The sequence below is a fragment of the Luteococcus sp. Sow4_B9 genome (assembly GCF_052116585.1).
GTDB lineage: Bacteria > Actinomycetota > Actinomycetes > Propionibacteriales > Propionibacteriaceae > Luteococcus.
Genome location: NZ_JBQKKT010000013.1, coordinates 45,585 through 68,958, shown reverse-complemented (window position 1 = coordinate 68,958; position 23,374 = coordinate 45,585). Strand labels below are relative to the sequence as shown.

The 23,374-nt window shown below is 66.9% G+C and carries 18 protein-coding genes; 13 read left to right on the top strand and 5 right to left on the bottom strand.

All coding sequences use genetic code 11. The features are described from left to right. Nucleotides 1-37: 37 nt before the first annotated feature. The 4 genes from ACTQ49_RS09570 to ACTQ49_RS09555 form a co-directional block, all read right to left on the bottom strand. Nucleotides 38-2,245 (bottom strand): ArnT family glycosyltransferase, encoded by a 2,208-nt coding sequence (locus ACTQ49_RS09570; protein ID WP_441827617.1) that lies wholly within the window; start codon nt 2,243-2,245, stop codon nt 38-40. Nucleotides 2,246-2,356: 111 nt separating this feature from the next. Continuing rightward, the gene (locus ACTQ49_RS09565) at nt 2,357-3,211 is read right to left on the bottom strand and encodes an ATP-binding cassette domain-containing protein (RefSeq protein ID WP_441827616.1); all 855 of its coding nucleotides are present in this window, start codon (nt 3,209-3,211) and stop codon (nt 2,357-2,359) included. Then, a complete protein-coding gene (locus ACTQ49_RS09560; protein ID WP_441827615.1) occupies nt 3,208-4,236 on the bottom strand; it encodes an ABC transporter permease in 1,029 nt (342 codons plus the stop codon). Before ACTQ49_RS09560 ends, ACTQ49_RS09565 begins: the two co-directional genes overlap by 4 nt. A 179-nt stretch (nt 4,237-4,415) precedes the next feature. Continuing rightward, complete coding sequence (locus ACTQ49_RS09555; protein WP_441827614.1) at nt 4,416-5,408, bottom strand: substrate-binding domain-containing protein; 993 nt, start codon at nt 5,406-5,408, stop codon at nt 4,416-4,418. Nucleotides 5,409-5,483: 75 nt separating this feature from the next. On the opposite strand from ACTQ49_RS09555, the gene ACTQ49_RS09550 reads away from it, so the two are divergent. Further along, the gene (locus ACTQ49_RS09550; RefSeq protein ID WP_441827613.1) at nt 5,484-6,224 is read left to right on the top strand and encodes a GntR family transcriptional regulator; all 741 of its coding nucleotides are present in this window, start codon (nt 5,484-5,486) and stop codon (nt 6,222-6,224) included. A 30-nt stretch (nt 6,225-6,254) separates the two neighbouring features. Here ACTQ49_RS09550 and ACTQ49_RS09545 read toward each other — a convergent pair whose 3' ends face one another. Beyond that, entirely contained in the window at nt 6,255-6,812 is a 558-nt protein-coding gene (locus ACTQ49_RS09545) for a hypothetical protein (protein WP_441827612.1), read from the bottom strand. A gap of 152 nt (nt 6,813-6,964) precedes the next feature. Between ACTQ49_RS09545 and ACTQ49_RS09540 the strand changes: the two genes are divergently transcribed. The 12 genes from ACTQ49_RS09540 (at nt 6,965) to ACTQ49_RS09485 (ending at nt 22,827) form a co-directional block, all read left to right on the top strand. Continuing rightward, on the top strand, nt 6,965-7,744 hold the full coding sequence (locus ACTQ49_RS09540) for an SDR family NAD(P)-dependent oxidoreductase (protein ID WP_441827611.1): 780 nt from the start codon (nt 6,965-6,967) through the stop codon (nt 7,742-7,744). Beyond that, a complete protein-coding gene (locus ACTQ49_RS09535) occupies nt 7,741-8,535 on the top strand; it encodes a lysophospholipid acyltransferase family protein (protein ID WP_441827610.1) in 795 nt (264 codons plus the stop codon). Before ACTQ49_RS09540 ends, ACTQ49_RS09535 begins: the two co-directional genes overlap by 4 nt. Further along, a complete protein-coding gene (locus tag ACTQ49_RS09530; RefSeq protein ID WP_441827609.1) occupies nt 8,532-10,286 on the top strand; it encodes an FAD-binding oxidoreductase in 1,755 nt (584 codons plus the stop codon). Before ACTQ49_RS09535 ends, ACTQ49_RS09530 begins: the two co-directional genes overlap by 4 nt. A gap of 238 nt (nt 10,287-10,524) precedes the next feature. Further along, nucleotides 10,525-13,281 (top strand): type I restriction endonuclease subunit R, encoded by a 2,757-nt coding sequence (locus ACTQ49_RS09525; protein WP_441827608.1) that lies wholly within the window; start codon nt 10,525-10,527, stop codon nt 13,279-13,281. After that, on the top strand, nt 13,278-14,507 hold the full coding sequence (locus ACTQ49_RS09520) for a restriction endonuclease subunit S (RefSeq protein WP_441827607.1): 1,230 nt from the start codon (nt 13,278-13,280) through the stop codon (nt 14,505-14,507). The genes ACTQ49_RS09525 and ACTQ49_RS09520 overlap by 4 nt, the downstream gene beginning before the upstream one ends. After that, a complete protein-coding gene (locus ACTQ49_RS09515) occupies nt 14,504-15,064 on the top strand; it encodes a GIY-YIG nuclease family protein (protein WP_441827606.1) in 561 nt (186 codons plus the stop codon). Before ACTQ49_RS09520 ends, ACTQ49_RS09515 begins: the two co-directional genes overlap by 4 nt. Before the next feature lie 47 nt (nt 15,065-15,111). Beyond that, on the top strand, nt 15,112-15,741 hold the full coding sequence (locus tag ACTQ49_RS09510; protein ID WP_441827605.1) for a hypothetical protein: 630 nt from the start codon (nt 15,112-15,114) through the stop codon (nt 15,739-15,741). 87 nt (nt 15,742-15,828) lie between these two features. Further along, complete coding sequence (locus ACTQ49_RS09505; protein WP_441827604.1) at nt 15,829-17,541, top strand: ATP-binding protein; 1,713 nt, start codon at nt 15,829-15,831, stop codon at nt 17,539-17,541. Nucleotides 17,542-17,632: 91 nt separating this feature from the next. Then, nucleotides 17,633-18,931, top strand: a complete 1,299-nt coding sequence (locus ACTQ49_RS09500; protein ID WP_441827603.1) for a Fic family protein — start codon at nt 17,633-17,635, stop codon at nt 18,929-18,931. Continuing rightward, the gene (locus ACTQ49_RS09495; protein ID WP_441827602.1) at nt 18,928-20,421 is read left to right on the top strand and encodes an N-6 DNA methylase; all 1,494 of its coding nucleotides are present in this window, start codon (nt 18,928-18,930) and stop codon (nt 20,419-20,421) included. Before ACTQ49_RS09500 ends, ACTQ49_RS09495 begins: the two co-directional genes overlap by 4 nt. Nucleotides 20,422-20,542: 121 nt before the next feature. Next, complete coding sequence (locus tag ACTQ49_RS09490; protein WP_441827601.1) at nt 20,543-21,790, top strand: lipid II:glycine glycyltransferase FemX; 1,248 nt, start codon at nt 20,543-20,545, stop codon at nt 21,788-21,790. Continuing rightward, a complete protein-coding gene (locus ACTQ49_RS09485; RefSeq protein WP_441827600.1) occupies nt 21,787-22,827 on the top strand; it encodes an alanine racemase in 1,041 nt (346 codons plus the stop codon). The genes ACTQ49_RS09490 and ACTQ49_RS09485 overlap by 4 nt, the downstream gene beginning before the upstream one ends. The last annotated feature ends 547 nt before the right edge of the window (nt 22,828-23,374 follow it).

Below are 23,374 nucleotides of genomic sequence, written 5' to 3'. Positions count from 1 at the left end.
ATGAATCGTCCTGGGCGGGACGGTCGGCAGCCCGTGGTCACTCCTGGCCGGTGAGCACGTAGACGGTGGTGCCATCGATCGTGGTGCTGCTGAAGTTGTCCTCGACCCACTGGGTGATGGACGCACCCGAACCGCTGTCACCGCCGGGGCCGCCGCCCTGGCCACTGACGATGAAGTAGGTGATCCTCCCGTCGGCGACGTACTGCTGGAACTGCTCCAGCGTGACGTTGTCGTCGGTGCCGCTCCAGCCGCCGATGCTCATCACGGCGGTGTCGCTGCTCAGGATCAGGCTGGCAGCGCTCTGGTCACCGATCACCGCGGCCGACCACTGGCTAGTGGTCTGGTTCAACGCGGCGGCCAAGGCCTCGCTGCTGCTGCCGCCCAGGCCGGGGCCCCCTCCCCGGGGCTGTCCCGTCGAGGTGGACGACGATCCGTTGGGGGCATTGCCGGCCGAGGTGCCGTCGGGTGCCTGGCCCGGGGTGCCAGTGGGCGGGGTGCCGGTGGGCGGGGTGCCGGTGGGCGGGGTGCCCGACGGGGGCTGGCCAGCACTGTTCGACGCGCTGCCACCCGGCTGTCCGTCGGCGCCGGCCGGTGGGGTGCCACCCATCTGGCCACCACCTCTCTGGCCACCACCTCTCTGGCCGCCACCCATCTGGCCCATGCCGGAGGCGCCGGCGGGGCCCGAGGCGGGCATCGAACCACTGTGCCCCACGGTGACGGTCCCGACGGTCCACGAGGCGGTCGGCGCGATGGCCGACAGGCTGGCGACCAGCAGGGCACCGACGGCGACCTTCCTTACGAAGCCCGTGGAGCCAATCGATGCCAGCGCCAACCAGGTCACGGCTCCGCCGACACCGCCGATGAGCGCGATCCAGCGGATCCACGGATGCCAGCTCGGCGCCTGGCTGGCCAGCAGCCAGAAGCCCCAACCGGCCGTCAGCGCGATGGACAGCGCCACGACGCTGCGCCAGACCGCGGCGTGCAGACGCCCCGAGCGGCCAGCGGCGCGCATCGCCTCGACTGCCCCGATCGCAATGCTGGCAGCGATCCCCGGGACCAGGGCGACGGCATAGTAGCTGTGGACGGTGCCCTGCATGAAGCTCAGCACTGCGGCCGTGACCACCAGCCACCCACCCCAGATGACCAGCCCGGCCCGACGCAGGTCGGTGCGCGGGGCACGTCCGCGGGCCGCCAGACCAGCCACCAACAACAGCGCCGCTGCGGGCAGCAACCAGCTGATCTCGGTGCCGAACTGCGAGTTGAACATCCGCAGCAGGCCGGCGGAGCCGCCGAAGCCGCCACCGCCCATGCCACCACCACCGCCGTTGCCTGCGCCACCCAGGATTCGGCCGAGCCCGTTGTAACCCAGGGCAAGCTCCCATTCGGAGTTGTTGGTGGAGCCACCGATCCAGGGGCGCGCCGAGGCCGGCCACAGCTCCACCAGGACGATGAACCAGCCAGCCGAGACGACCATCGAGACGAAGGCGGCAAGCAGGTGCCCGAGGCGGGCCCTGAGGCTGCGCGGCGCGGCGACCAGGTAGGCCAGGACGAATCCGGGCAGCACGAGCATGCCCTGCAGCATCTTGGTCAGGAAGGCCAGACCGATGGCCGCGCCGGCAGCCACCATCCACCACAGCGCGCGGCGTCCCCGTTCGGTCTCGATGGCGCGGGCCACGAAGTACGCGGCGGCCGCCATCAGGAGGGTCAACATGGCGTCGGGATTGTCGAAGCGGAACATCAGTGCGGCAACGGGGGTGGCCACGACGAGTGCCCCGGCCAGCAACCCCGCGGCGTGGCCGTACCAGCGGCGCACGGCGGCGGCCACCAGGGCGACGGTGCCGATGCCCATCAGCGCCTGGGGCAACAGCAAGGAGAAGGAGCTGAAGCCGAACAGTCGTGCCGACAGGCCCATCACCCACAGCGCGGCAGGCGGCTTGTCGACGGTGATCGAGTTCGCCGCATCCAGCGAGCCGAAGAACCACGCCTTCCACGATTGGGAACCGGCCTGGGCGGCGGCGGAATAGAAGGAATTGGCATAGCCGCTGGCCGACAGGCCGAGCAGGTACAGCGCGGCCACCCCCAGCAACAGCAGGGCGAGGCTGGCGCGAACCACGAGGCGGCTGGGACCCTCATCCCCGGTGCTGACGCGGTGACTGGAGGTGGGTTGGACGGACAGGTGGGTGGGGGCTGGGGGCGCGGCGCGATGACCGCCGCCCGCCAGGCGCAGGGCAGTGAATGACGACATGCAACCACCCTCGGTGGCGGCACTGTGCCGTCCTGTGCCCCCCACTGTGTGGCACCTGTGAAAAAGCGACGATGGCCGCGGCTGGCGGCGACCCGCCACTGCTCCGGGGTTTCAGCCCTGCAGTTCGTGGGCAAGTGCCTCCAGCTCGGCGCCACCGGCCATCTCGGCGGTGAGCTGGTCGAGCGTGATCGTCTTCTTGGTGCCGTCCAGGCTCACCCGTCCCAGCTTCAGCACGACGAAGTGGTCGCCCACCAGCCAGGCGTGGTTGGGGTTGTGGGTGATGAAGATGACCGCCACCCCCGCCTCGCGCGCCTTGGCGATGTACTTCAACACCACGCCGGACTGCTTCACGCCCAGCGCGGCGGTGGGCTCGTCGAGCACCAGCACCTTGGCACCGAAGTGCACGGCGCGGGCGATCGCGACGCACTGCCGCTGACCACCGGAGAGGGATCCGACGGGGGTCTCCAGATCGGGGATGGAGATGCCCATCCGGGTCAGTGAGTCATCAGTGATCCGTTTCATCGCGTCGATGTCGAGCCGGCCAAAGGGCTTGCGGGTGATCTCGTTGCCCAGGAAGAAGTTGCGCCAGACCGCCATCAGTGGGGCCAGCGCCAGGTCCTGGTAGACCGTCGCGATGCCGGCCGCCTGGGCGTCCCGGGGTGAGCCGAAGCACGTCGGCTCACCGTCCACCAGCAGCTCCCCGGAGGTGTGCTCGTGAAGCCCGGCGACGATCTTGATCAGCGTCGACTTGCCGGCACCGTTGTCACCCAGCACACAGGTGACCTCCCCGGCCCGTGCGACGAGGTTCACCCCGCGCAGGGCCTCGACGTTCCCATAGGACTTCCCCGCCTCCCGCAACTCCAGGATCGGGGCCTCGACAGGCTCGGCCACCGTGGTCACGTCGCGCTCCGACGAGGCGGAACCACGCTCCCCGAGCTTGTCGAGGGGATGGTGCGCGCCGCTCATCGCTGTTCCGCCTTTCGCTTGAGGTAGACATTCAGCAGGGTGGAGGCCAGCAGCATCACGCCCAGGAAGGTCTTGAACCAGTCGGGATTCCAGCCGGCATAGTTGATGCCCAACTGGGTCATGCCATAGATCAGGGCACCGACGGAGGCGCCCACGACGGATCCGAAGCCGCCGCTCATCAGGCAGCCGCCGATCACCGCGGCGATGATGTAGATGAACTCCTTGCCCACGCCCTCGCCGGACTGCACCACGCCATAGCCGAAGAGCAGGTGCATGCCGCTGAGCCAGGCGCAGAAGGCCACGAACAGGTAGAGCGCCACCTTGGTGCGTCGCACCGGCACGCCCGATGCGCGGGCCGCGGCCTCGTCACCGCCGACGGCCAGCACCCAGTTGCCCTGCCGGGTTCGCAACATCACCCAGGCGCCGACGATGGTCAGCAGCAGCCAGAAGAGCAGGGTCATCCGCAGCGTGACGGTGTGCTCCCCCAGCTGCAGCGCGAATTGCGAGGCGAACAGTTTGCGGGCCGAGTCCCAGCCCTCCATGTCGTCGATCGCGGCCGACGAGACATTGCCGCTGACCCACCGGGTGACGCCCAGGTTCACTCCTTGCAGCACGAAGAAGGTGCTCAAGGTGGTCAGGAAGCTGGGCAGTTTGGTCCTCACCAGCAACAGTCCGTTGACCAGGCCGATCGCCAGGGTCACCAGCAGGGCCAGCAGCACGCCCACCCACACGTTGAGGTTGAACCACCAGCTGAGCAGTGCGGCCGCCAGCCCGGCGGTGGTCACCAGCACGCCGGCGGACAGGTCGAACTCGCCACCGATCATCAGCATGGCCACCGGCACCGCCATCATCCCGATGGTCGAGGCCTGGTAGAGGATCGTGCCGACATTGTCGAGGTTGCGGAAGCTGGGGGCGACGGCCAGGAAGAAGATCATGATGGCCAGGCCGCCCACCAGCGAGCCGATCTCCGGCCGCACCAACAACCGGGTGGCCAAGGACCGACGCCGAGTCCGGTCGTCCATCATCTGTTCGCCACGGTGGTCACCGTTCTCCCACCGCTCTGACACCCCGTCAGCAGGGGTGGCGACGTCGGACCGCGCAGTGGCCGTGGATGGGACTGGCCCCCGAGCGAGGGACGAGCGAGGGTGGTTGGCCGCAAGCGGCGCCGACTCGCCACCCCTGCTGACGGTCCTGTCCTCCCCACTCATCGCTTGCCCGCCGCGGCGTACTCGGCGATCTGGTCCACATTCGACTCGTCGACGAAGGCCGGCCCGGTGAAGGTGGGGGTGCCGCCGCCGATGGTGTTGCCATTGGTGTTGTGGAGCCACAGGGCGTCGACGGCCAGGTAGCCCTGCAGGTAGGGCTGCTGGTCGACGGCGAAACTGATGCTGCCGTCCTTGATTGCCTTGACCAGCTCGGCATTGGTGTCGAAGGTGGCGATCTTGGCCTTGGAACCGGACTCGTCGACCGACTTCACCGCGGTCAGGGCAACGGCGGCCTTCAGCCCGAGCACCGTGTCGATGTCCTTGTCCTGCTGCAGTTTGGCGGTGATCTTGGTCTGTACGTCGGCGATGTCGGTCCCCACCACGTACAGCGTCTCGGTGGTGGGCAGCGCCTGCTTCACACCGGCGCAGCGCGACTCATTGCCCACATTGCCCTGCTCGTGCAGGATGCACAGCACCTTCTTGGCACCGTCGGCCTTGAGCTTCTCGCCAGTCTTCTGGCCGGCCACCTTGTCCTCCTGGCCGAAGAAGCCGACCGCACCGAACTTCTGCCACTGGTCGACGCCGCCGTTGAGGGCGGTGACGGGAATGCCGGCCTTCACGGCGCCCTGCACCGCGGCGCCCACCTGTTCGGGCTTCGACAGGGTGACGGCGATGCCGTCCACCTTCTTGTCGACGGCGGCATTCACCAGCGCCGCCTGCTCCGCACCCTCGGGGTGGGCCTGGTACTCCAGGTTGATGCAGTCCTTCTTGGCGGCGTCCTCGGCACCCTTGCGGACGAGGTCCCAGAAGTCGTCGCCGGGGGCGGAGTGGGTGATGAGGGTCACGGTCATGGTGTTGCTGGTGCAACCCCCGGCCGCGGCGGAGCGCTCGGCCGCGGCGCGCCCCCCGGTGGCGGAGCAGCCGGTGGCCAGCAGCAGGGCGGCCAGGGCGGTGGCGGTGGCGGTGGCGGTGGTGACGAGGTGTGGTTTCACGAATCCTCCGACGAGTGGGGGGTGACAAAGGTCAACATTGTCACCCTACCCGAGGACACTGCTAGCTTGATTCCCATGCCCAGGACCCTCCCGGTGGTGGTGGACCGCAACAGCCCGGTCCCGCTCTACCACCAGCTCGCAGAGCAGTGGGCCAGCGCCATCTCCAGCGGCGCCCTCAAACCGGGCGACCCCTTCGAGAACGAGCTCGCCCTGGTGGCGCGCCTGCACCTGTCCCGCCCCACCATCCGCAAGGCCATCAACGAGTTGGTCCGCCAGGGCATGTTGGTGCGCCGCCGCGGCGTCGGGACGCACGTCGCCAGCCAGGTGGTGGGCAAGCAGAACTCGCTGACCACCCTCTTCGACGAGCTGCAGGGAGCCGGCCGCAACCCCCACACCCAGGTGCTGCGCCTGCAGGCCTCGCGCCCCAACCGGGCCGCCGCCGAGGCGCTCGGCCTCCCCCCCAGCACCCCGCTGGTCTACCTGGAGCGGCTGCGTTTCAGCGACGGGCAACCGCTGGTCCTGCTGCGCAGCTGGTTGCCGCCGGACTTCCACGACGTGTGTGCCGACGACTTCGTCGACCGCAGCCTGTACGCAATCCTGGCCGAGCGCGGCTACGAGAAGGCACAGGCGCGGCAACGGATCGGCGCCCGACTGGCCACCGCCCGGGAGCGGCACCTGCTGGACCTGACCCGGGCCGATGCGGTGCTCACCGTCGAGTGGTTGAGCCACGACGCCGAGGGCAATGCCCTGGAGTACGGGGAACACTCCTACCGGGGCGACTCCTATGTCATCGACCACACCTTGCGAGCCGACTGAGGACGACAGCCGGATCGAGGGTCAGTCGAATCAGGCGAAACCGTCGTAGACTTGGTTGGTGACCTGCGCCAGTTCCTCGATGCTGGTGCGGTCGGTGCCCTGGACCCACAGCAGGCCACCGTCCAGGGCGGCGAAGCAGCTCTGCACCCCGTCGGCCTTCCCGCAGGTGGCGCGACCGATCGTGGTGGGCTTCTGCAGTCCTTGGACCACCTTGCCGAAGTCCATGCCGGGCGCCAGCGTCATCATCAGCATGTCATCCTCGCTGGCGCCGGTGTACATGCCCTCTTCACCGCTGTACCCGGCCACTGTCGTCGGCAGCTTCGCGGTGTCGAACTTCTTCAGGTCCTTCGGCACGGCGACGCTCACAGTGGCAGTGGGCGCGGCCGAACCGACGCCCGGAGTGGACCGCTCCACCTCACCGGCTGGGCTCGTCATGGCCGGATCTGACTGACTGGTGGGGTTGGGCACGGCTGACACTGACTGCCCACCCGAGGAGCCGGACTCTTGCTGCGCGCCCGACGAGGATCCGCAGGCCTGCAAGGGCAGCAGCGCCACGGCAACGACGGCAAGGATGCGACGAACGGACATGGCTCTCCTCGGACGACGACGGGTTTCCAGCCTAGAGTGACGCGCTGGCGTCCGGCCGCACCACGCCGCACACCGCCAATCTCGCGTGGGGCGCCTCGGGGTGCCTGACGATGGATGACACGACTGTCGGTCCCGTGCCGTAGGTTTGGGGCATGGCAACTGCTCTGGTCACCGGTGGTACGTCCGGCATCGGCAACGCCTTCGTCCGGGCCCTCGCGGCCCGCGGCGACGACGTGGTCATCGTCGCCCGTGACACCGAACGCATGACGGCCCTGGCCAGCGAGCTGGAGGCCCAGCACGGCATCACGGTCACCTGCCTGACGGCGGACCTGGGCCGCGCCGAGGACGTCACCCGCATCTGCGACTGGATCGAGGATCCCGCCCACGAGCTGGACCTGGTGGTCAACAATGCCGGCTTCGGGTTGCACGCCAAGCTGCTGGACAAGGATGCGTTGGAGACCCAGCGCCGCGCGATGGACGTGATGTGCTTCGCGGTCCTGCAACTGTCCGGCGCGGCCGGGCGGGCGATGGTGGCGCGGGGACATGGCCGGATCATCAATGTCTCGTCCACCAGCTCCTGGATCTTCAGCGGCAACTACTCCGCCATCAAGGCCTGGGTGCGCAGCTACACCGAGGCGTTGGCGATCGAGCTGCGCGGCACGGGCGTCACCGCCACCGCGCTGTGCCCCGGTTGGGTGCACACCGAGTTCCACTCACGGGCCGGCGTCAGTTCGGACAACCTGCCCGGCTTCGTCTGGGTGGATGCCGACGATCTGGTCCGCGAGGCCCTGGCCGATGCCGAGGCCGGCAGGCCGATCTCCATCCCGAGCCTGAAGTGGAAGACCGCGATCTTCCTGGCGCGGCTCCCCGTCGCCCCGCCCGTGATCCGCTACCTGTCCAACAAGCTCTCCTCAAGCAGGCACAAGCAATGAGTCCCCTCTTCGACCGCATGAAGTTCCCCGGCGGTGAGCGCGCTCGCTACCGCTCCAAGCCGCTGGCAGCCACCCGCAGCAGCGCCCAGTTGCTCCTGCTGAAGCCGGCCATCTGGCGCCTGCTCGATGTGCACGTCCACGGCAAGGAGAACCTGGACGACCTCGAGGGCGCCTTCATCGCCGTCGCGAATCACTCGAGCCACTTCGACGCGCCGCTGATCATCGGTTCCCTGCCGCGACAACTCTCGGAATATCTCTCGGCGGGAGCTGCCGCCGACTACTTCTTCGACGCGTGGTGGAAGGCGGCCCCGACGGCGCTCTTCTTCAACGCCTTCCCCGTCGACCGCAAGGGAACCCGGGGCCGCAAGGGCATGGCGGGCAACCTGCTCAGCGACGGGGTTCCCCTGATGCTCTTCCCGGAGGGCACTCGCAGCCGCACTGGCGCGATGGCCCCATTCAAGCCGGGTGCCGCAGCGCTGTGCATCAGCCGCAATGTCCCGGCCGTCCCGATCGCCCTGGTGGGCGCCTACGCCGCCTGGCCGTCGACGCAGAAGTCACTGCCCCGCAACCGCCCCACCGTCCACGTGGTGATCGGGCAGCCCATGCACCCCCACCCGGGTGAGATCGCCCACCAGTTCAACGAGCGCATGCGACGCCAGGTGCTCGAGCTCCACGATTCGACGGCGCGCGCCTATGGCATGAAGACGCTCGCCGAGTACGCCCACACGGCAGCCCTGGAGAAGGCCAAGTCCACTCCTCGCGATGCCGACGACACGCAGGAGAACAAGTGACCCAGCACCAGCCGAAGGCCCCCGCCAAGCACCAGAAGTGGTGGGGTTGGGGCCCCGAGGACGGCATTCGCTATGCCATCGAGGACAAGCCGAAGTTCCCGGCCTTCGCCAAGCAGGTGATGGACCTGGACCTCAGCCAGGCGCAGGTCATCCCGGACCCGAGCTTCGACGACCTCGACGTACCCTCCAGCCAGGCCAGCGACGAGGTACTCACCGAGCTGCGCACCATCGTCGGGCAGGGCAATGTGATCACCGATGACGAGCTGCGCGTGGTGCACGCCTTCGGCAAGGGCGTTCGTGACCTGGTGCGGGTGCGCCGCGGCCAGCTGGGGCGTGTCCCCGATGTCGTGGTCTACCCCGGCAGCGAGGACGAGGTGATGGCCGTGATGGCGGCCGCCCTGCGTCTGGATGCCGTGCTGATCCCCTACGGCGGCGGCTCCAACATCGTCGCCGCACTGGAGGCCGAGCCGGGCGAGCAGCGGCTGGTCATCAGCTGTGACATGGGCCGGATGAACAAGGTCCTGGAGATCGACGAGCAGGCGCAGGTCGCCCTCATCCAGGCCGGTGCGCTGGGCCCGGACATGGAGGAGCAGCTGAACGCCAAGGGCTGGACCCTGGGCCACTTCCCCGATTCCTTCGTCTGGTCCACCGTCGGCGGCTGGATCGCCACCCGTTCGTCGGGCTCGCAGTCCGACAAGTACGGCGACATCTCCGAGGTGACTCGCGGACTGAACATGGCCATGCCGGCCCCGGAGGGTTCCGACGAGCTGGTCCAGCTGCTGCAGCTGCGTCCCTTGCCGTCCTACTCGTCGGGCCCCAATGTGCGCGAGATGGTGCTGGGTTCCGAGGGGCGTCTGGGAATCATCACCCAGGCGTGGATGCAGGTGCACCGGCTGGCCGAGTGCCGCGAGATCCAAGCCTACTTCTACCCCACCTATGACGCCGGTCTGAAGGCCGCGGAGCAGATTGCCCACGCCGACGTGCACCCGATGATGTTGCGGGTCAGCGATGCCAACGAGACCAAGTTCTCCATGGCCAACGGCAAGTCCACCTCGTCGAAGAAGAGCCACTACTCCAACCTGGCCGTGAAGAAGCTGATGGAGGCCAAGGGCTGGGACCTGGACGAGGTCTGCCTGAGCTTCGTCGGCTTCGAGGGCACCAACACGCACGTGCGCTACGCGAAGAGCGTCGTGAACAAGATCGTGCGTGCCCATGGTGGTCTGGGTGTCGGCAAGGGTCCGGGCACGCTCTTCGACCAGAAGAAGTACGACATCCCCTTCATCCGTGACTTCCTGCTCAACATCGGCATCCCCGCCGATGTGAGCGAGACCTCCACCCCGTGGAGCCGCGCCAAGGAGATTCACGACGAGACGGTGAAGGCCGCCCACAAGGCCTTCGAGGAGACCGGGCACAAGGGCTTCATCATGTGCCACATCTCGCACAGCTACCACTCGGGCGCCTGCCAGTACTTCACCTTCGCGATCGACGACGCGTCGGAGAACAACATGCAGACCTATGACCATGTCAAGCGCGCGGTGCAGCAGTCGTTCATGGATCACGGCGGCACGGTCAGCCACCACCACGGCGTCGGCGAGGAGCACTCGCCGTGGATGGAGCAGGACATCTCGCCTGCCGGCGTGCACATCCAGCGCAAGCTCTTCGCGGGCGTCGATCCGGGCAAGAACCTGAACCCCGGCAAGATCGTCCACGACGGCAAGCCGGGCGTCAGCTCCAACTCCGAGGACGCCTGAGCTGTTCCCGACGGCCGAGCTTGTCGAGGCCTAGACCCGTCGGCCGAGCTTGTCGAGGCCCTCGGGTTGCCAAACTGAGAGCCCCAGCGGCCAAGGACCGGTTTTGAACGTGTCCAGTGCCGCTGGGGCCCTCGTTTTTTCGCACCGCGCCGCCGATGGCCCCTGGAAGTCACCCCGCTGGGTCTTGTTTTCCACAGCCTCACCGAAATAGTCGGTGGGTGGCCATATATTTCACGTCATGAGCGACGACGCGAATCTTCACGCGGAGGAACGGGCGCGTGACCTGATCGACGCCCAGCTGCGCGCGGCTGGGTGGGAGGTGGCGAACCTCGACCAGATGAACCCGTTTGCCCCCGGCGTCGCCCGTCGGGAGGCAGTGCTCAAGCGCGGACATGGGCGCGTCGACTACCTGCTCTACGTGAAGGGATCCGTCGTCGGGGTGATCGAGGCGAAGCCGGTGGGGCATTCGCTGACCGGTGTGGAGTTCCAGTCGACGAGCTACGCCGACGGCCTGACCGAGGCCCAGTTGCGGCGGGCGGAACTCGTCGACGGGAGGCTGCCGTTCGTCTTCGAGGCCAATGGCGTCGAGACGCGCTTCACCAATGGTTTCGACCCACAGCCGCGTTCGCGCAGGCTCTTCCATTTCCCGAAGCCGGAGACGTTGGCGCTGATCGTCCGGGAGGCGCGGGAGAATCCGCAGCATCCCACGTGGCGCGCCAAGACCCGGGCAATGCCCCAGTTGGTCACGGCCCCGCTTCGTCCGGCACAGATCGAGGCGATCCAGGGCATCGAGCAGAGCTTGGCCGATCAGCATTTCGACCGGTCGTTGGTGCAGATGGCCACGGGTGCAGGCAAGACGTACACGGCCGTCACGCTGTGTCATCGGCTGCTGACGCACGGCGGTTTCCGTCGGGTCCTGTTCCTGGTGGACAGGAACAATCTGGCGGACCAGACGATGACGGAGTTCGAGAACTTCCGCACCCCGGGCGAGGGACGTCGGTTCACGGAGTTGCTGCCGGTGCAGAAGTTGAAGGGCGCGCACGTGCTGGATTCCAGCAGCGTGGTCATCTCGACCATTCAGCGGGTCTACTCAGTGCTGCAGGGCAAGGATGTTCCCGAGGACGACGATCCGCAGCTGGATTCCTTCATCCCGGATTCCCCGGTGACGGTCTCGTACAACCCGGACCTGCCGCCGGAGGCCTTTGACCTGGTGATCGTCGACGAGGCGCATCGTTCCATCTACGGCGTGTGGCGGCATGTGCTGGAGTACTTCGATGCGCACGTGATTGGCTTGACGGCGACGCCGGGCAAGCAGACCTTCGCCTTCTTCCGGCAGAACCTGGTCAGTGAATACACCTATGCGCAGTCGGTGGCGGACCGGGTGAATGTGGATTTCGACATCTTCCGGATCAGCACTCAGATCAGCGAGCAAGGAAGTTCCATTGACGCCGGGACGATCGTGCCGAAGGTGGATCGTCGCACGCGGGAGGAGCGGCTGGAGGCGCTGGACGATGACCTGGTCTATGTCCCGGCACAGTTGGACCGCTCGGTGACGGCGAAGAGCCAAATCCGGCTGGTGCTGGAGACTTTCCGGGACAAGCTGTTCACCGAGATCTTCCCGAAGCGCGAGGAGGTCCCCAAGACGCTGATCTTCGCCAAGGACGATGCGCATGCCGAGGAGATCGTGCAGCAGGTGCGGGAGGTCTTTGGCCGGGGCAATGACTTTGCGGCGAAGATCACCTATCAGGCGCGTGATCCGAAGGGTCATCTGCAGGCCTTCCGCAATTCCCCCTCGCTGCGCATTGCGGTGACGGTGGACATGATTGCCACCGGCACCGACGTGAAGCCATTGGAGTGTGTCTTCTTCATGCGCGACGTGCGCTCTGGGCAGTACTTCGAGCAGATGAAGGGCCGGGGCGCCCGGACGATCAATCCGGCCGATTTCCAGGCGGTCACGCCCGATGCCAAGACCAAGACGCGCTTCGTGCTGGTGGATGCGGTGGGTGTCACGGAGCACGCCTTCTGCGATGCGCCGTTGAACCGGGTGTCGGGGATCAGTCTGGAGCGGTTGTTGAAGAAGGCCGCGACGTTGGAGATCAGCGAGGACGAGGTGGCGACGCTGGCCTCGCGGCTGGCGAAGCTGGAGCTGGACCTGACCGACGCGGAGCGCGCCGAGCTGGACGAGGTGGCCGAGCAGTCGATGACCGACATCGTGCGGGGGCTGGTGGAGGCCGTCGACCCGGCGCTGCAGGCCCAGAAGCTCGTCGGCGCCAGTGATCCGAAGCGGGCACTGCAGGACCTGTTGGATGAGGCGATCAAGCCGCTGGCCACCAACCCGGAGCTGCGGACCCGCATCGTGGAGTTGCGTCGGCATCACGACCGGGTGATCGACGAGGTGAGCGTGGATGTGTTGACCCTGGCCGAGGGCGTGATCGATCCGGAGCGGGCGCGCTCTACGGTGGAGTCCTGGCAGCAGTTCCTGGAGGAGCACCGCGACGAGATCAGCGCGATCCAGGTCTTGCAGGAGGCGCAGGGGCATCTGGCGCGGATCCGCTTTGCCGACGTGCAGGAGCTTGCCAACCGGATTTCGCGTCCGCCGCACAATTGGACCACCGACGAGCTGTGGGCCGCCTACGAGCAGGTGGAGGCGGGGCGGGTGAAGCACTCGACCAGGCACACGCTGACCGACCTGGTGAGCCTGCTGCGCTTCACCCTGGGGCTGGACGTGGAGCTGGTGCCCTACCGCGAGGTGGTGGAGCGCCGTTATGCAGAGTGGCTGCTGCAGCAGGAGCAGCGCGGATCGATCTTCGACGAGAAGCAGCGCTGGTGGTTGGACAACATGGTGGAGGTGGTGGTGAACTCCGCCGGCGTCACCACCGACGACCTGCAGGTGGCCCCGTTTGACGAACGGGGCGGGGTGGATGGGATCGTCAGGGACCTCGGCCCCCGCGCCGGGGAGATCCTGACCGCCCTGAACGAGGAGCTGACCGCGTGACCTGGGAACGTTCGACGCTTGGCGATATCGCGTCTTGGTCAAGTGGCGGGACACCATCAGCTGGCACGGCTTCTTTCTATGGTGGAGATATCCCTTGGTTGATCATTGGCGATCTCAACGACGGCGCCATTGCCACCGCCTCAAAGACCATCACGGACGAGGGGCTCGCGAACTCCTCTGCCAAATGGGTTCCTCAGGACGCAGTCCTCGTGGCCATGTACGGAAGCATCGGGAAGCTCGGCCTGACACAGTTTCCTGTCACGACGAACCAAGCCATCGCTGCCGCTGTGGGTAATGGGCGGGTGATCCCGAAATTCCTGTTCTACTACCTCCTCTCCCAGCGAGCGAGCCTTGCTGCTGCAGGCAAGGGAGCCACCCAGAAGAACATTGGACAGGGCACGCTGAAGGCGTGGCCCATCTCCTTCCCCTCCTCCTTGGACGAGCAGCGCCGGATCGTGGAGCTCGTCGAGGAGCACCTCTCCCACCTCGACGCCGCCGACGCCGCTCTGAAGGGCGCACAGAACAAGGCGCGAGCCCTTGGTTCCGCAGCTCTCGAACAGCTCGTCAGCGAGAGCTCAGAGAACAGTCCGCTCGTCATGCTTGGCGACTTAGCCAGCATCAGTTCCGGCACGACTCCCTCGCGTGGCAATAAGGCCTTCTGGACGGACGGCTCGATTCCGTGGATCACCAGCGGCGATCTCTGGGCCGAAGACATCACCGAGGCACGCCAATGGGTGACTTCCGCAGCCCTTGAGTCGACCCCCCTCAGGATGCTCCCATCCGGAACCCTGCTGGTGGCCATGTACGGGGAAGGCAAGACGCGAGGAACCGTCGCTGAACTCCAAATCTCAGCCACCATCAATCAGGCCTGCGCTGCCGTACAGGTCAGTGATCCCGCATTGCGATCGTGGGTCAGACTGATCCTTCAGGCCAACTACTCGACGATGAGGAAACTCGCTGTCGGTGGAGTCCAGCCAAACTTGAACCAGGGGCTGATTAGGCAGATCCCCATCCCGCTGCCGGAACCTCAAGTTCGGCGGGCCATCTTGGCTCGCGCCGATGTTCTTCGGACGGGCGCAACTCGTCTTCGCGCACAGATTGGCAAAACCGAGGCGCGATCGACCAACTTGGGTCGGGCAGTTCTCGCTGCCGCTTTCTCGGGCCGCCTCACCGGTCACAAGTCCGACACCGAGGTGATCAAGGAACTGGCCGAGGTAGTCCCATGACCTCCGCAGTCGACGCTGCCATGGCTGCTCTCCGACAGCCCGGCCGGGCGATCCCCGATGCAATGGCGAACACCCCGGACGTACCCGGTCTCTACTCGGTGCACGCCTGTCCGGAAGGCCTGGCCCAGCTCGGCTTGGCGAGCCACCAACCTAGCGCTCCGATCTACGTCGGTCTGGCTACCAAGAGCCTCCGGAAACGGGATACCCGCCAGCACTTCGCGTCCACCGCCACGGGCGGGTCGACCGTCCGTCGCAGCTGCGCCGCCCTGCTCGCAGACGATCTTCACCTGACCCCTGTCCCCCGGGGCGCACGGAGTCCGCGCAGCAAGTGGAGGCTCGCCGACAAGGCTCAAGAGGCCTGTTTGACCGAATGGATGCGGGCCCACCTCACCCTGACCATCTGGCCCTCTCCTGCTGACGTGAACCTCGAGGCTACCGAGACACTCATTATCCGCGTTTGGCATCCGCCGATGAACCTCTCGAAGGACCCCGTCAAGTGGGTGCATCTGCAACAACGTCGGGAGGCAATGGCCAGTCTGGCGGGCCCCACCTGCTGACCGGCCATGGCTGCAAAACTGTCAGACCCTTCCGACACCATGAGCACATGACCGTTACCCAAGAAGCAATTCAGGCTGGCCTGACCCTCGCTGATGTGGCTGCTCGCAACACAGCCACACTCGTCGCTGATCGCGTACGCAGCGCGAAGACGTCGCGCGACATGAGTGAGCAGATCAATCAGCTCACCGAGATCATCAACGACCTCTTGGCCGACAAGGCCCTTCTCATCACGCTGGGGCAGCAAATGGACGAGCAGCTCGTGGCCCAAAAGATCTCCGAAGATGAGCTCACCTTCATCACCGATACGCTGATCCCGGCTCTGGAGAGCCTGCTCAGCTCCGAGGAAGTCGGCGCTGAATCCTCTGGCGCGGGACCCTTGGCATCCCTCGACGTGATCAAGACCCTGCTGACCCCCGAAATGCTGACGATGCTGCAACTGGTGGGGTTCAACTTCAAGGAGGCCATCGGCACGCCCCTGACAGAGCTGCTCGCGGCACTCATCCGCCAGCAGGTCCCTGGCACCACGGTGTCTGCCGATGAGTTGTCTGCACTGGTGCTGCAGCGAGAGATCCTTACTCTCCAGGTGGCTACCGACAGCGGGGCAGCGAATCGCGCCAAGGGCCTCTTGGAACAGGTACATGGCACTCATCCACGAACAACCAAGGGCCGACGCTAGGAGGACCGGCTGGATAGGTTCGAGCCAAGTCCTCTCTTCATCACCCGCCCCGTCATTACAACGTGACTACAATCATGAGCTGTAGTCATGAGAGACAGGAGCGGCATGGACGCCCAGGCGGTCGTTGACGAACTGCGCCGGCTTGGTGTCGAGACGGCCAGGACCGAGGTGAAGGCCGCAACTGGTGGCTGTCCCACGTCGGTCCGGGACACCCTCTCAGCCTTCGCCAACACCAGCGGCGGCACCATCCTCCTCGGCATCGACGACGCAACATTCCAGCCGGTGGCGGTCGACGCGTCCCGCATCCGTGAGGCACTTGCCGGGATGGCGGCCAATGACATGACCCCGCCGGTGCGGGGCGAGATCTCCATCAAACACGTCGACGGCAACCATCCCGTCGTGATGATGGAAGTGCCCGAAATCGCCCCGGAAGAGAAGCCCTGCTACATCACCACCCGCGGCAAGTACGGGGGTTCATTCACCCGAGTCGACGAGGGAGACCGTCGGCTCACCGACTATGAAGTGGACAGGCTCACCGAGCAGCGCACCCAGCCCACCTATGACCGCGAACCCGTGCCTGACGCCACCATGGACGACCTGGACCCCACGGCGGTGGCCGCACTGATCACCCGCATGCAACAGCGCCAGCCACGAGCCTTCGCGGGCCTCGACACGGAGAGCTGTCTGCGCCGCCTCAACGTCGTCTGCCTCGACCACGGCATTCTCCGCCCCACGCTCGCTGGGCTCCTGACCTTCGGAACCTACCCCCAGCAGTTCCATCCCCAGCTGGGCATGTCCGTGGTGGTCCACCCAACCGTCGTCAGCGGCGACAAGGGCGCCATGGGAGAACGTTTCACCGACAATCAGACCGTGGACGGATCCCTCGCAGAAATGGTGGAGCGAGCCCTGCAGATCCTGGTCCGCCACATGTCCAGGGCCTCAGTCGTCGAGGCCCACGGCCGGACCGACCGCCTCGAATACCCGCTGGGGGTGGTGCGCGAATTGCTCGTCAACGCGGTCATGCACCGTGACTACTCCCCAGAAGCCCGCGGCACGCAGGTGCAGGTGGAACTGTTCCCAGACCGGCTCGTGGTGCGCAGCCCCGGCGGCTTCTACGGGCCGGTCGATCCCGCACGATTCGGGCAGCCCGATGTGTCGTCGTCCCGAAACACCGTGCTGGCCCGGCTCCTCTCCGAGAGCCCCACCTCGGACGGGCGCATGCTCGCCGAGAATCGCGGTTCCGGCATTCCCACGATCTTCCGCCAGCTCAACCGCGCCGGGATGCTGCCACCGGACTTCGACGGAAGCCTGACCCGCGTCCAGGTGACCGTCCCCCACCATGCCCTGATGACTCCCGAAGTCCTTGGCTGGATCGCGTCCCTGGGGCAAGAAGGGCTCAGCCAGCACCAGACGCAGGCCCTGGCACTCCTGCACGCCGGGCGCCCCGTCCGCAACCAGACTCTCCAGAACTGGGGCGCACACCCCACCGATGCCACACGTGCGCTGGGAGACCTCGTCCGCCGCGGACTCGTCCTCAGAACTGGTGGCCGCCGTGGAGCCCAGTACCTGCTCGACCCCGGCTATGAGGCACCCCACCGACGAAGGGCCCGCACCGACCGCCAAGAGGTGGCACTGACGGCCCTGGAACGCGAAGGGGAACTGACGTCGCACGCAATCGCCGAACTCCTCGACGTGTCCTACGTCACGGCGGTGAACGAACTCAATGCCCTGATCGACCAAGGGCTCGTCGAAGCCACTGCGCCTCCTCGCAGCCGCAATCGGCGCTACCGGCCCCGCTGAGGCCGAGACGATCACCACGATGAGCCAGAACAGAACTTTAGAGGCGTAAAGTTTCGCCAACCGAGCAGGAAACCAACCTTAGGAGCCAGCGATGGGCACGTGGCACGACGCCGAGTGGACCAGCACCCTCAGCTCTGGCGTCCCGGCACGCGACCGTCGATCCGGCCGATTTCAGTGGTTCCTGCCCGGTCCCTTGTGCGGACTGGCCATCCGCCCGCCCGCCACGCTGGACCATCGGCTGGCCCGGGCCGAACGCGCCGTGCGACAGCTGAACAATGGTCCTGGCGCCGAGGACCTTGCGGGTCTGGCGCGCTTCCTGCTGCGTTCCGAGGCGATCGCATCCTCGCGCATCGAGGGCATCGCTCCCGCAGCGCGGCAGGTTGCCTTCGCCGAGCTTGCCCAGGAGGAGGAAATCCACGGATACAGCGAGCAGGCGCAGCTGGTGGCGCGCAACATGACACTCGTCCGCGAGGCATCCACCCGCCTCGCGTCAGCCGACAGCATCAGGGTCGCCGACATCGAGGAACTCCACACCGCGCTCCTTGCCGACGAACCGCGCCACCACGGCCTTCGGACCGTGCAGAACTGGATCGGTGGATCCAACCACCACCCGCTGGACGCCGACTTCGTACCGCCAGCCCCAGAACACGTTCCCGCCATGATGCAGGACCTCGTCGACTACCTGAACGGGGCGAGCCATTCCCCCCTTGTGCAAGCAGCCCTCGTCCACGCACAGTTCGAGACCATCCACCCGTTCACTGACGGAAACGGCCGTGTCGGCCGCGCCCTCATCCACACCGTGCTTTCGCGCCGAGGCCTGACACCCAGCGCCGTGCTGCCAGTAAGTCTCGTTCTGGCGACCTTTCGTGATGACTATGTTCGCGGCCTCACGAAGTTCCGGCATGACGATCCCCGTGCGGCAGAGCAAGCCACGAATGCTTGGATTGAGGAGTTCACCACGGCAGTGCTCCGCGCGGCCGCCCAAGCCGACGAGCTACGCACCCAAGTCACCGAGCTACGGGACCTATGGGCAGCCCGACTCGGCGAGCACCGATCCAAGTCTGGACGCCAGCGCAGCATGCGCAGCGACTCCTCAACCGGACAGATCCTCACAGACCTGCCCAGCACGCCCGTGCTCACGGTCCAGACGGTCGAGCGCATCCACCAGGTGTCCGCGCCAGCCGCCAACAAGGCGCTCATCGAGTTGGAAGCCGCCGGGATTCTGGAACAGAAGTCGGCCGGCCGTCGGACCCGCGCCTTCGTCGCCACCGAAGTGCTCGACCTGATCACCCACACCGAACGCCGCCTGGCCAGCACCAAGTTCGACACCCGCGTGTCAGCACCCAATCGAGACGTTCCTGCCCGTCCCCAACCCCAGGAGAACCGATGACCGACGCCAAACGCCTCGTCGACAAGCTGTGGGCCTTCTGCGACGTGCTGCGCGACGACGGCGTCGGCGTGCTCGAATACACCGAGCAGCTCACCTACCTGCTCTTCCTCAAGATGGCCCACGAGCGCGCCACCCGCCCGCTGGCTCCCGAGCAGATCCTGCCCGACGAGTTCTCCTGGCAGCGGCTGCTCGACAAGAAGGGCGTCGCGCTGGAAGCCGAGTACACCCGAATGCTCCTCGAGCTGGGCCGCCGCGACGGCGTCATCGGCACCATCTTCCGCAAGGCCCAGAACCGCATCCAGGACCCGGCCAAGCTGCAACGCCTCATCCACGACCTGATCAACAAGGAGAACTGGTCCGCCAGCGGCACCGACATCAACGGCGACGCCTACGAGTCTCTGCTGGCCAAGGGCGCCTCCGACAAGGGGTCCGGCGCCGGCCAGTACTTCACACCCCGTCCCCTGATCCAGGCCATCGTCGACGTCATTGATCCGACGGTGGCCGACACCGTCACAGACCCGGCCTGCGGCACCGGCGGCTTCCTCCTGATGGCCCACGAACACGCCTCAAAGGACGCCGCAAGCCTCACCCCCACGCAGAAGCAGCATCTGCGCGAAGGCTTCATCCACGGTGGCGAACTCGTCGACGGCACCGCCCGTCTGGCCGCCATGAACCTGCTGCTGCACGGCGTCGGCAGCTACGACGGCCGCTCCCCCATCGACGTGCGCGACTCACTGGCCAGCGACCCCGGCCGCCGCTGGAGCGTCGTGCTCACCAACCCGCCCTTCGGACGCAAGTCATCGGTCACCACCTTCTACGGCGACGACGGCGAGACCAGCGAGAACACCGTCATCGAACGGTCCGATTTCGTTGCCACCACCAGCAACAAGCAGCTGAACTTCCTGCAGCACATCATGACCATCCTGGAGGTGAACGGCCGCGCCGCCGTCGTCCTCCCGGACAATGTGCTCTTCGAAGGAGGCGCGGGCGAGACCATCCGCAGGAAGCTGCTCGACGACTACGACCTGCACACCATGCTGCGGCTGCCCACTGGCATCTTCTATGCCCAAGGCGTCAAGGCCAATGTGCTCTTCTTCGACCGCAAGAAGGCCAACCCCGGCCAGCACTGGACCGAGAAGCTATGGGTCTACGACCTGCGCACCAACCAGCACTTCACGCTCAAGCAGAACCCGCTGCAACGCCGCCACCTCGACGAATTCGTCGCGTGCTACAAGCCGGGAGCGCCCCGCAGCACCCGCACCGAATCCGAGCGCTTCCGCGCCTTCACCTACGACGAGATCATCGCCCGGGACAAGGCGAACCTGGACATCACCTGGCTCAAGGACGACTCACTCACGGACCTCGACAGCCTGCCGTCGCCCGAGGTGATCGCCCGGGAAATCGTCGAGGACCTCACCGCCGCGCTCACCGAGTTCGAGGCCGTCGCCTCGGCGCTGGAGGCGCAGCTCGGATCCGTCGAACAAAACTGAGAGCCCCAGCGGCCATGGACCCGATTTGAACGTGTCCAGTGCCGCCAGGGCTCTCAGTTTGGGGACCGGGTGCTCCCGCACACGCCCCAAGAGCTCAGGAAGCGTCCGGTAGCCTCGAAGGGTGACCATCACCGTGCGCCAGATCACCGCCGCCGAGCACCTTGCCTTCGTCGAGGCCAAGGCGGCGGACCAGAACTTCCCCACCACCGTCAGCTTCCTGCAGCTGCCCGCCTGGGCCAAGGTGAAGCCGGAGTGGGGCAACGAGTCGCTGGGCTTCTTCGACGGCAGCGAGCTCATCGGGGCCGGGCTGGTGCTCTACCGCCAGCTCCCCAAGGTGAAGCGGTCGCTCGCCTACCTCCCCGAGGGTCCGGTCGTCGACTGGCTGCGCGACGACCTGGACGAGATCCTCACGGCCCTGACCACCCATGTGAAGCGCAAGGGTGCGTTCGGCGTGCGGATCGGCCCGGCGATCGTCGAACGCGCCTGGGGACCCGACACCATCAAGGAGGCCATCGCCGACGAGAAGGTGACCATGCTGGGGCAGGTCACCCCCGACTCCTCCAACCCTGACGTGGCCAAGGTCGCGGCGACGCTGCGTCGGCTCGGATGGAAGGCCCCCAAGGACGGCGAGGGCTTTGCCGCTGGCCAGCCCAAGTTCAACTTCCAGCTGCCGCTGACCCACGAGGATGGCACCCAGAAGAGCGCCGACGAGGTGCTCAAGGGCATGAACCAGCTGTGGCGTCGCAACATCAAGAAGGCCGACAAGTCTGGCGTGGAGATCATCCGCGGCACCCGCGAGGACCTGGCCGCCTTCCACGAGGTCTACCTGGTGACGGCAGAGCGCGACAACTTCCACCCCCGCCCCCTGAGCTACTTCGAGACCATGTGGGATGCGCTGAACGGCAAGCAAGACGGCGAGGCTCTGGAGCAGCCGCAGGGGATCGACCGGATGCGCGTCTATCTGGCCAGGCACGAGGGCGACGTGGTCGCCGCCACCACGTGGATCCAGGTGGGCAAGCACACGTGGTACTCCTATGGCGCCAGCAGCAATGCCAAGCGAGAGGTGCGCGGCAGCAACCGCATCCAGTGGCAGATGATCCAGGATTCGCTGGAGGCCGGCGCGAGCGTCTACGACCTGCGCGGCATCACCGAGGGTGTGGGCGCCGACGATCCGGAGATCGGCCTGATCCAGTTCAAGGTGGGCACCGGCGGACAGGCGATCGCCTACCCCGGCGAGTGGGACATGCCCATCAACAAGCCCCTCTACCTGGCCTTCGACGGGTACATGAACCGGGCCCGGATCAAGGACAGCGTCGCCCAGAAGGCCGCTCCCGTCGCGCAGCTTGTGAAGAAGGTGACCAAGCGATGAGCCTGGCCCTGACCATCGACACCGAGGCCTGGCGTACCCATCTGGCCAATTTCGCCGACGAGGCCCCCGGGCTGGTCCCCGTCGCCAAGGGCAATGGCTACGGCTATGGCCTCGGCCGGCTGGCGCAGGAGACCTCACTGCTGGCCGAGCGAAATCCCGCCATCGACACCCTGGCGGTGGGCACTCAGCCCGAGATCGCCCAGGTCCGCGCGGGCGGCTGGCACGGAGACATCGTCGTCCTCACCCCGTGGAGCCGCTTCGATGGGGAGGAGGTGCTGCACGACGAGCGTGTGATCAGCACCATCGCCCGCCTCGACGACCTTGCCGCCGCCCAGAGCGTGAATCCCCGGGCCCGCGTGGTGCTGGAGCTGATGACCTCCATGCGTCGTCATGGCCTCCCCGTGGAGGACCTGGGCCGAATCTCCGAACGACTGGGGGATCTGCAGGTGGAGGGCTGGACCATCCACCTGCCGATGGTGGCGCAGGACCGTCTGGGCGAGGCCCGTGCCCTGGCTGCGGGGGCACTGGCCACCCGTCGGGCTCCGCTGTGGCTGAGCCACCTGACAGCCCAGGAGTACGACACTTTGCGGGGTGAGGTCTCCGTCCCCACTCGCCTGCGCGTGGGAACCAAACTGTGGCTGGGCGCTCCGAAGACGCGTCGCACCACGGCGCGCGTCCTGGACATGCATCCGGTGCATCGAGGCGAGCGAATTGGCTACTGGCAGCGGCGGATGCCCACCGACGGATGGGTGGTGGTGGTCAGCGGCGGCACCGCCAACGGCATCGCCCTGGAGGCCCCGACGGCGGCTTCGACGATGCGCCAGCGAGCCATCACCCTGGCGTCAGGTTCGATGGAGGCGGCGGGTCTTGCCCTCAGCCCCTACACGATCGCGGGGAAGAAGCGCTTCTTCGTCGAGCCCCCGCACATGCAGAGCTCGCTGGTCTTCCTGCCGGGCGCCGGATCGGTCGCGGTGGGCGACGAGGTGCCCGTCCAGGTACGTCTGACCACGGTCACCGTCGACGAGATCCGCGGCTGAGCTAGTCAGGATCCTGACCCCGACCCATCGACCCCGGCTGTATGGCCGGGGTCGATCTGTGTCACCCCCTGCCGCGTCGCAAGCCGGTGCCCTCGACGGCAGCGCCACGGGGAGGCGCCGCAGGGGCCTCCCCGTGGTATTGGTTAGGCCACTCTCGCAGGGGCTTGGGCAGGGGTTTGGGAGCCCGCGTGGGTTGGGTTGGCTCGCGACGGTTGTAGCGCACGCGAGGTGTTGAAACCCACGCGGAGCTGAAACCCACGCGCGCCACACGAACCCACGCGGGAACCGACAACCCCAGCGCCGCGTGGGTTGGATTGGCTCGCGACGGTTGTAGCACACGCGAAGTGTTGAAACCCACGCGCGCCACACGAACCCACGCGGAGCTGAAACCCACGCGCGCCACACGAACCCACGCGGGGCTGGGACGGGCCGCTCGCGACCACTCCTTGGGAGCTCGCCGGGAACAGACGATCCCCGCACCACAAGCGGTGCGGGGATCCGTGGGCACTGGGCCCAACCTCGGGGTCGGCAGCGGTACAGCGGGCAC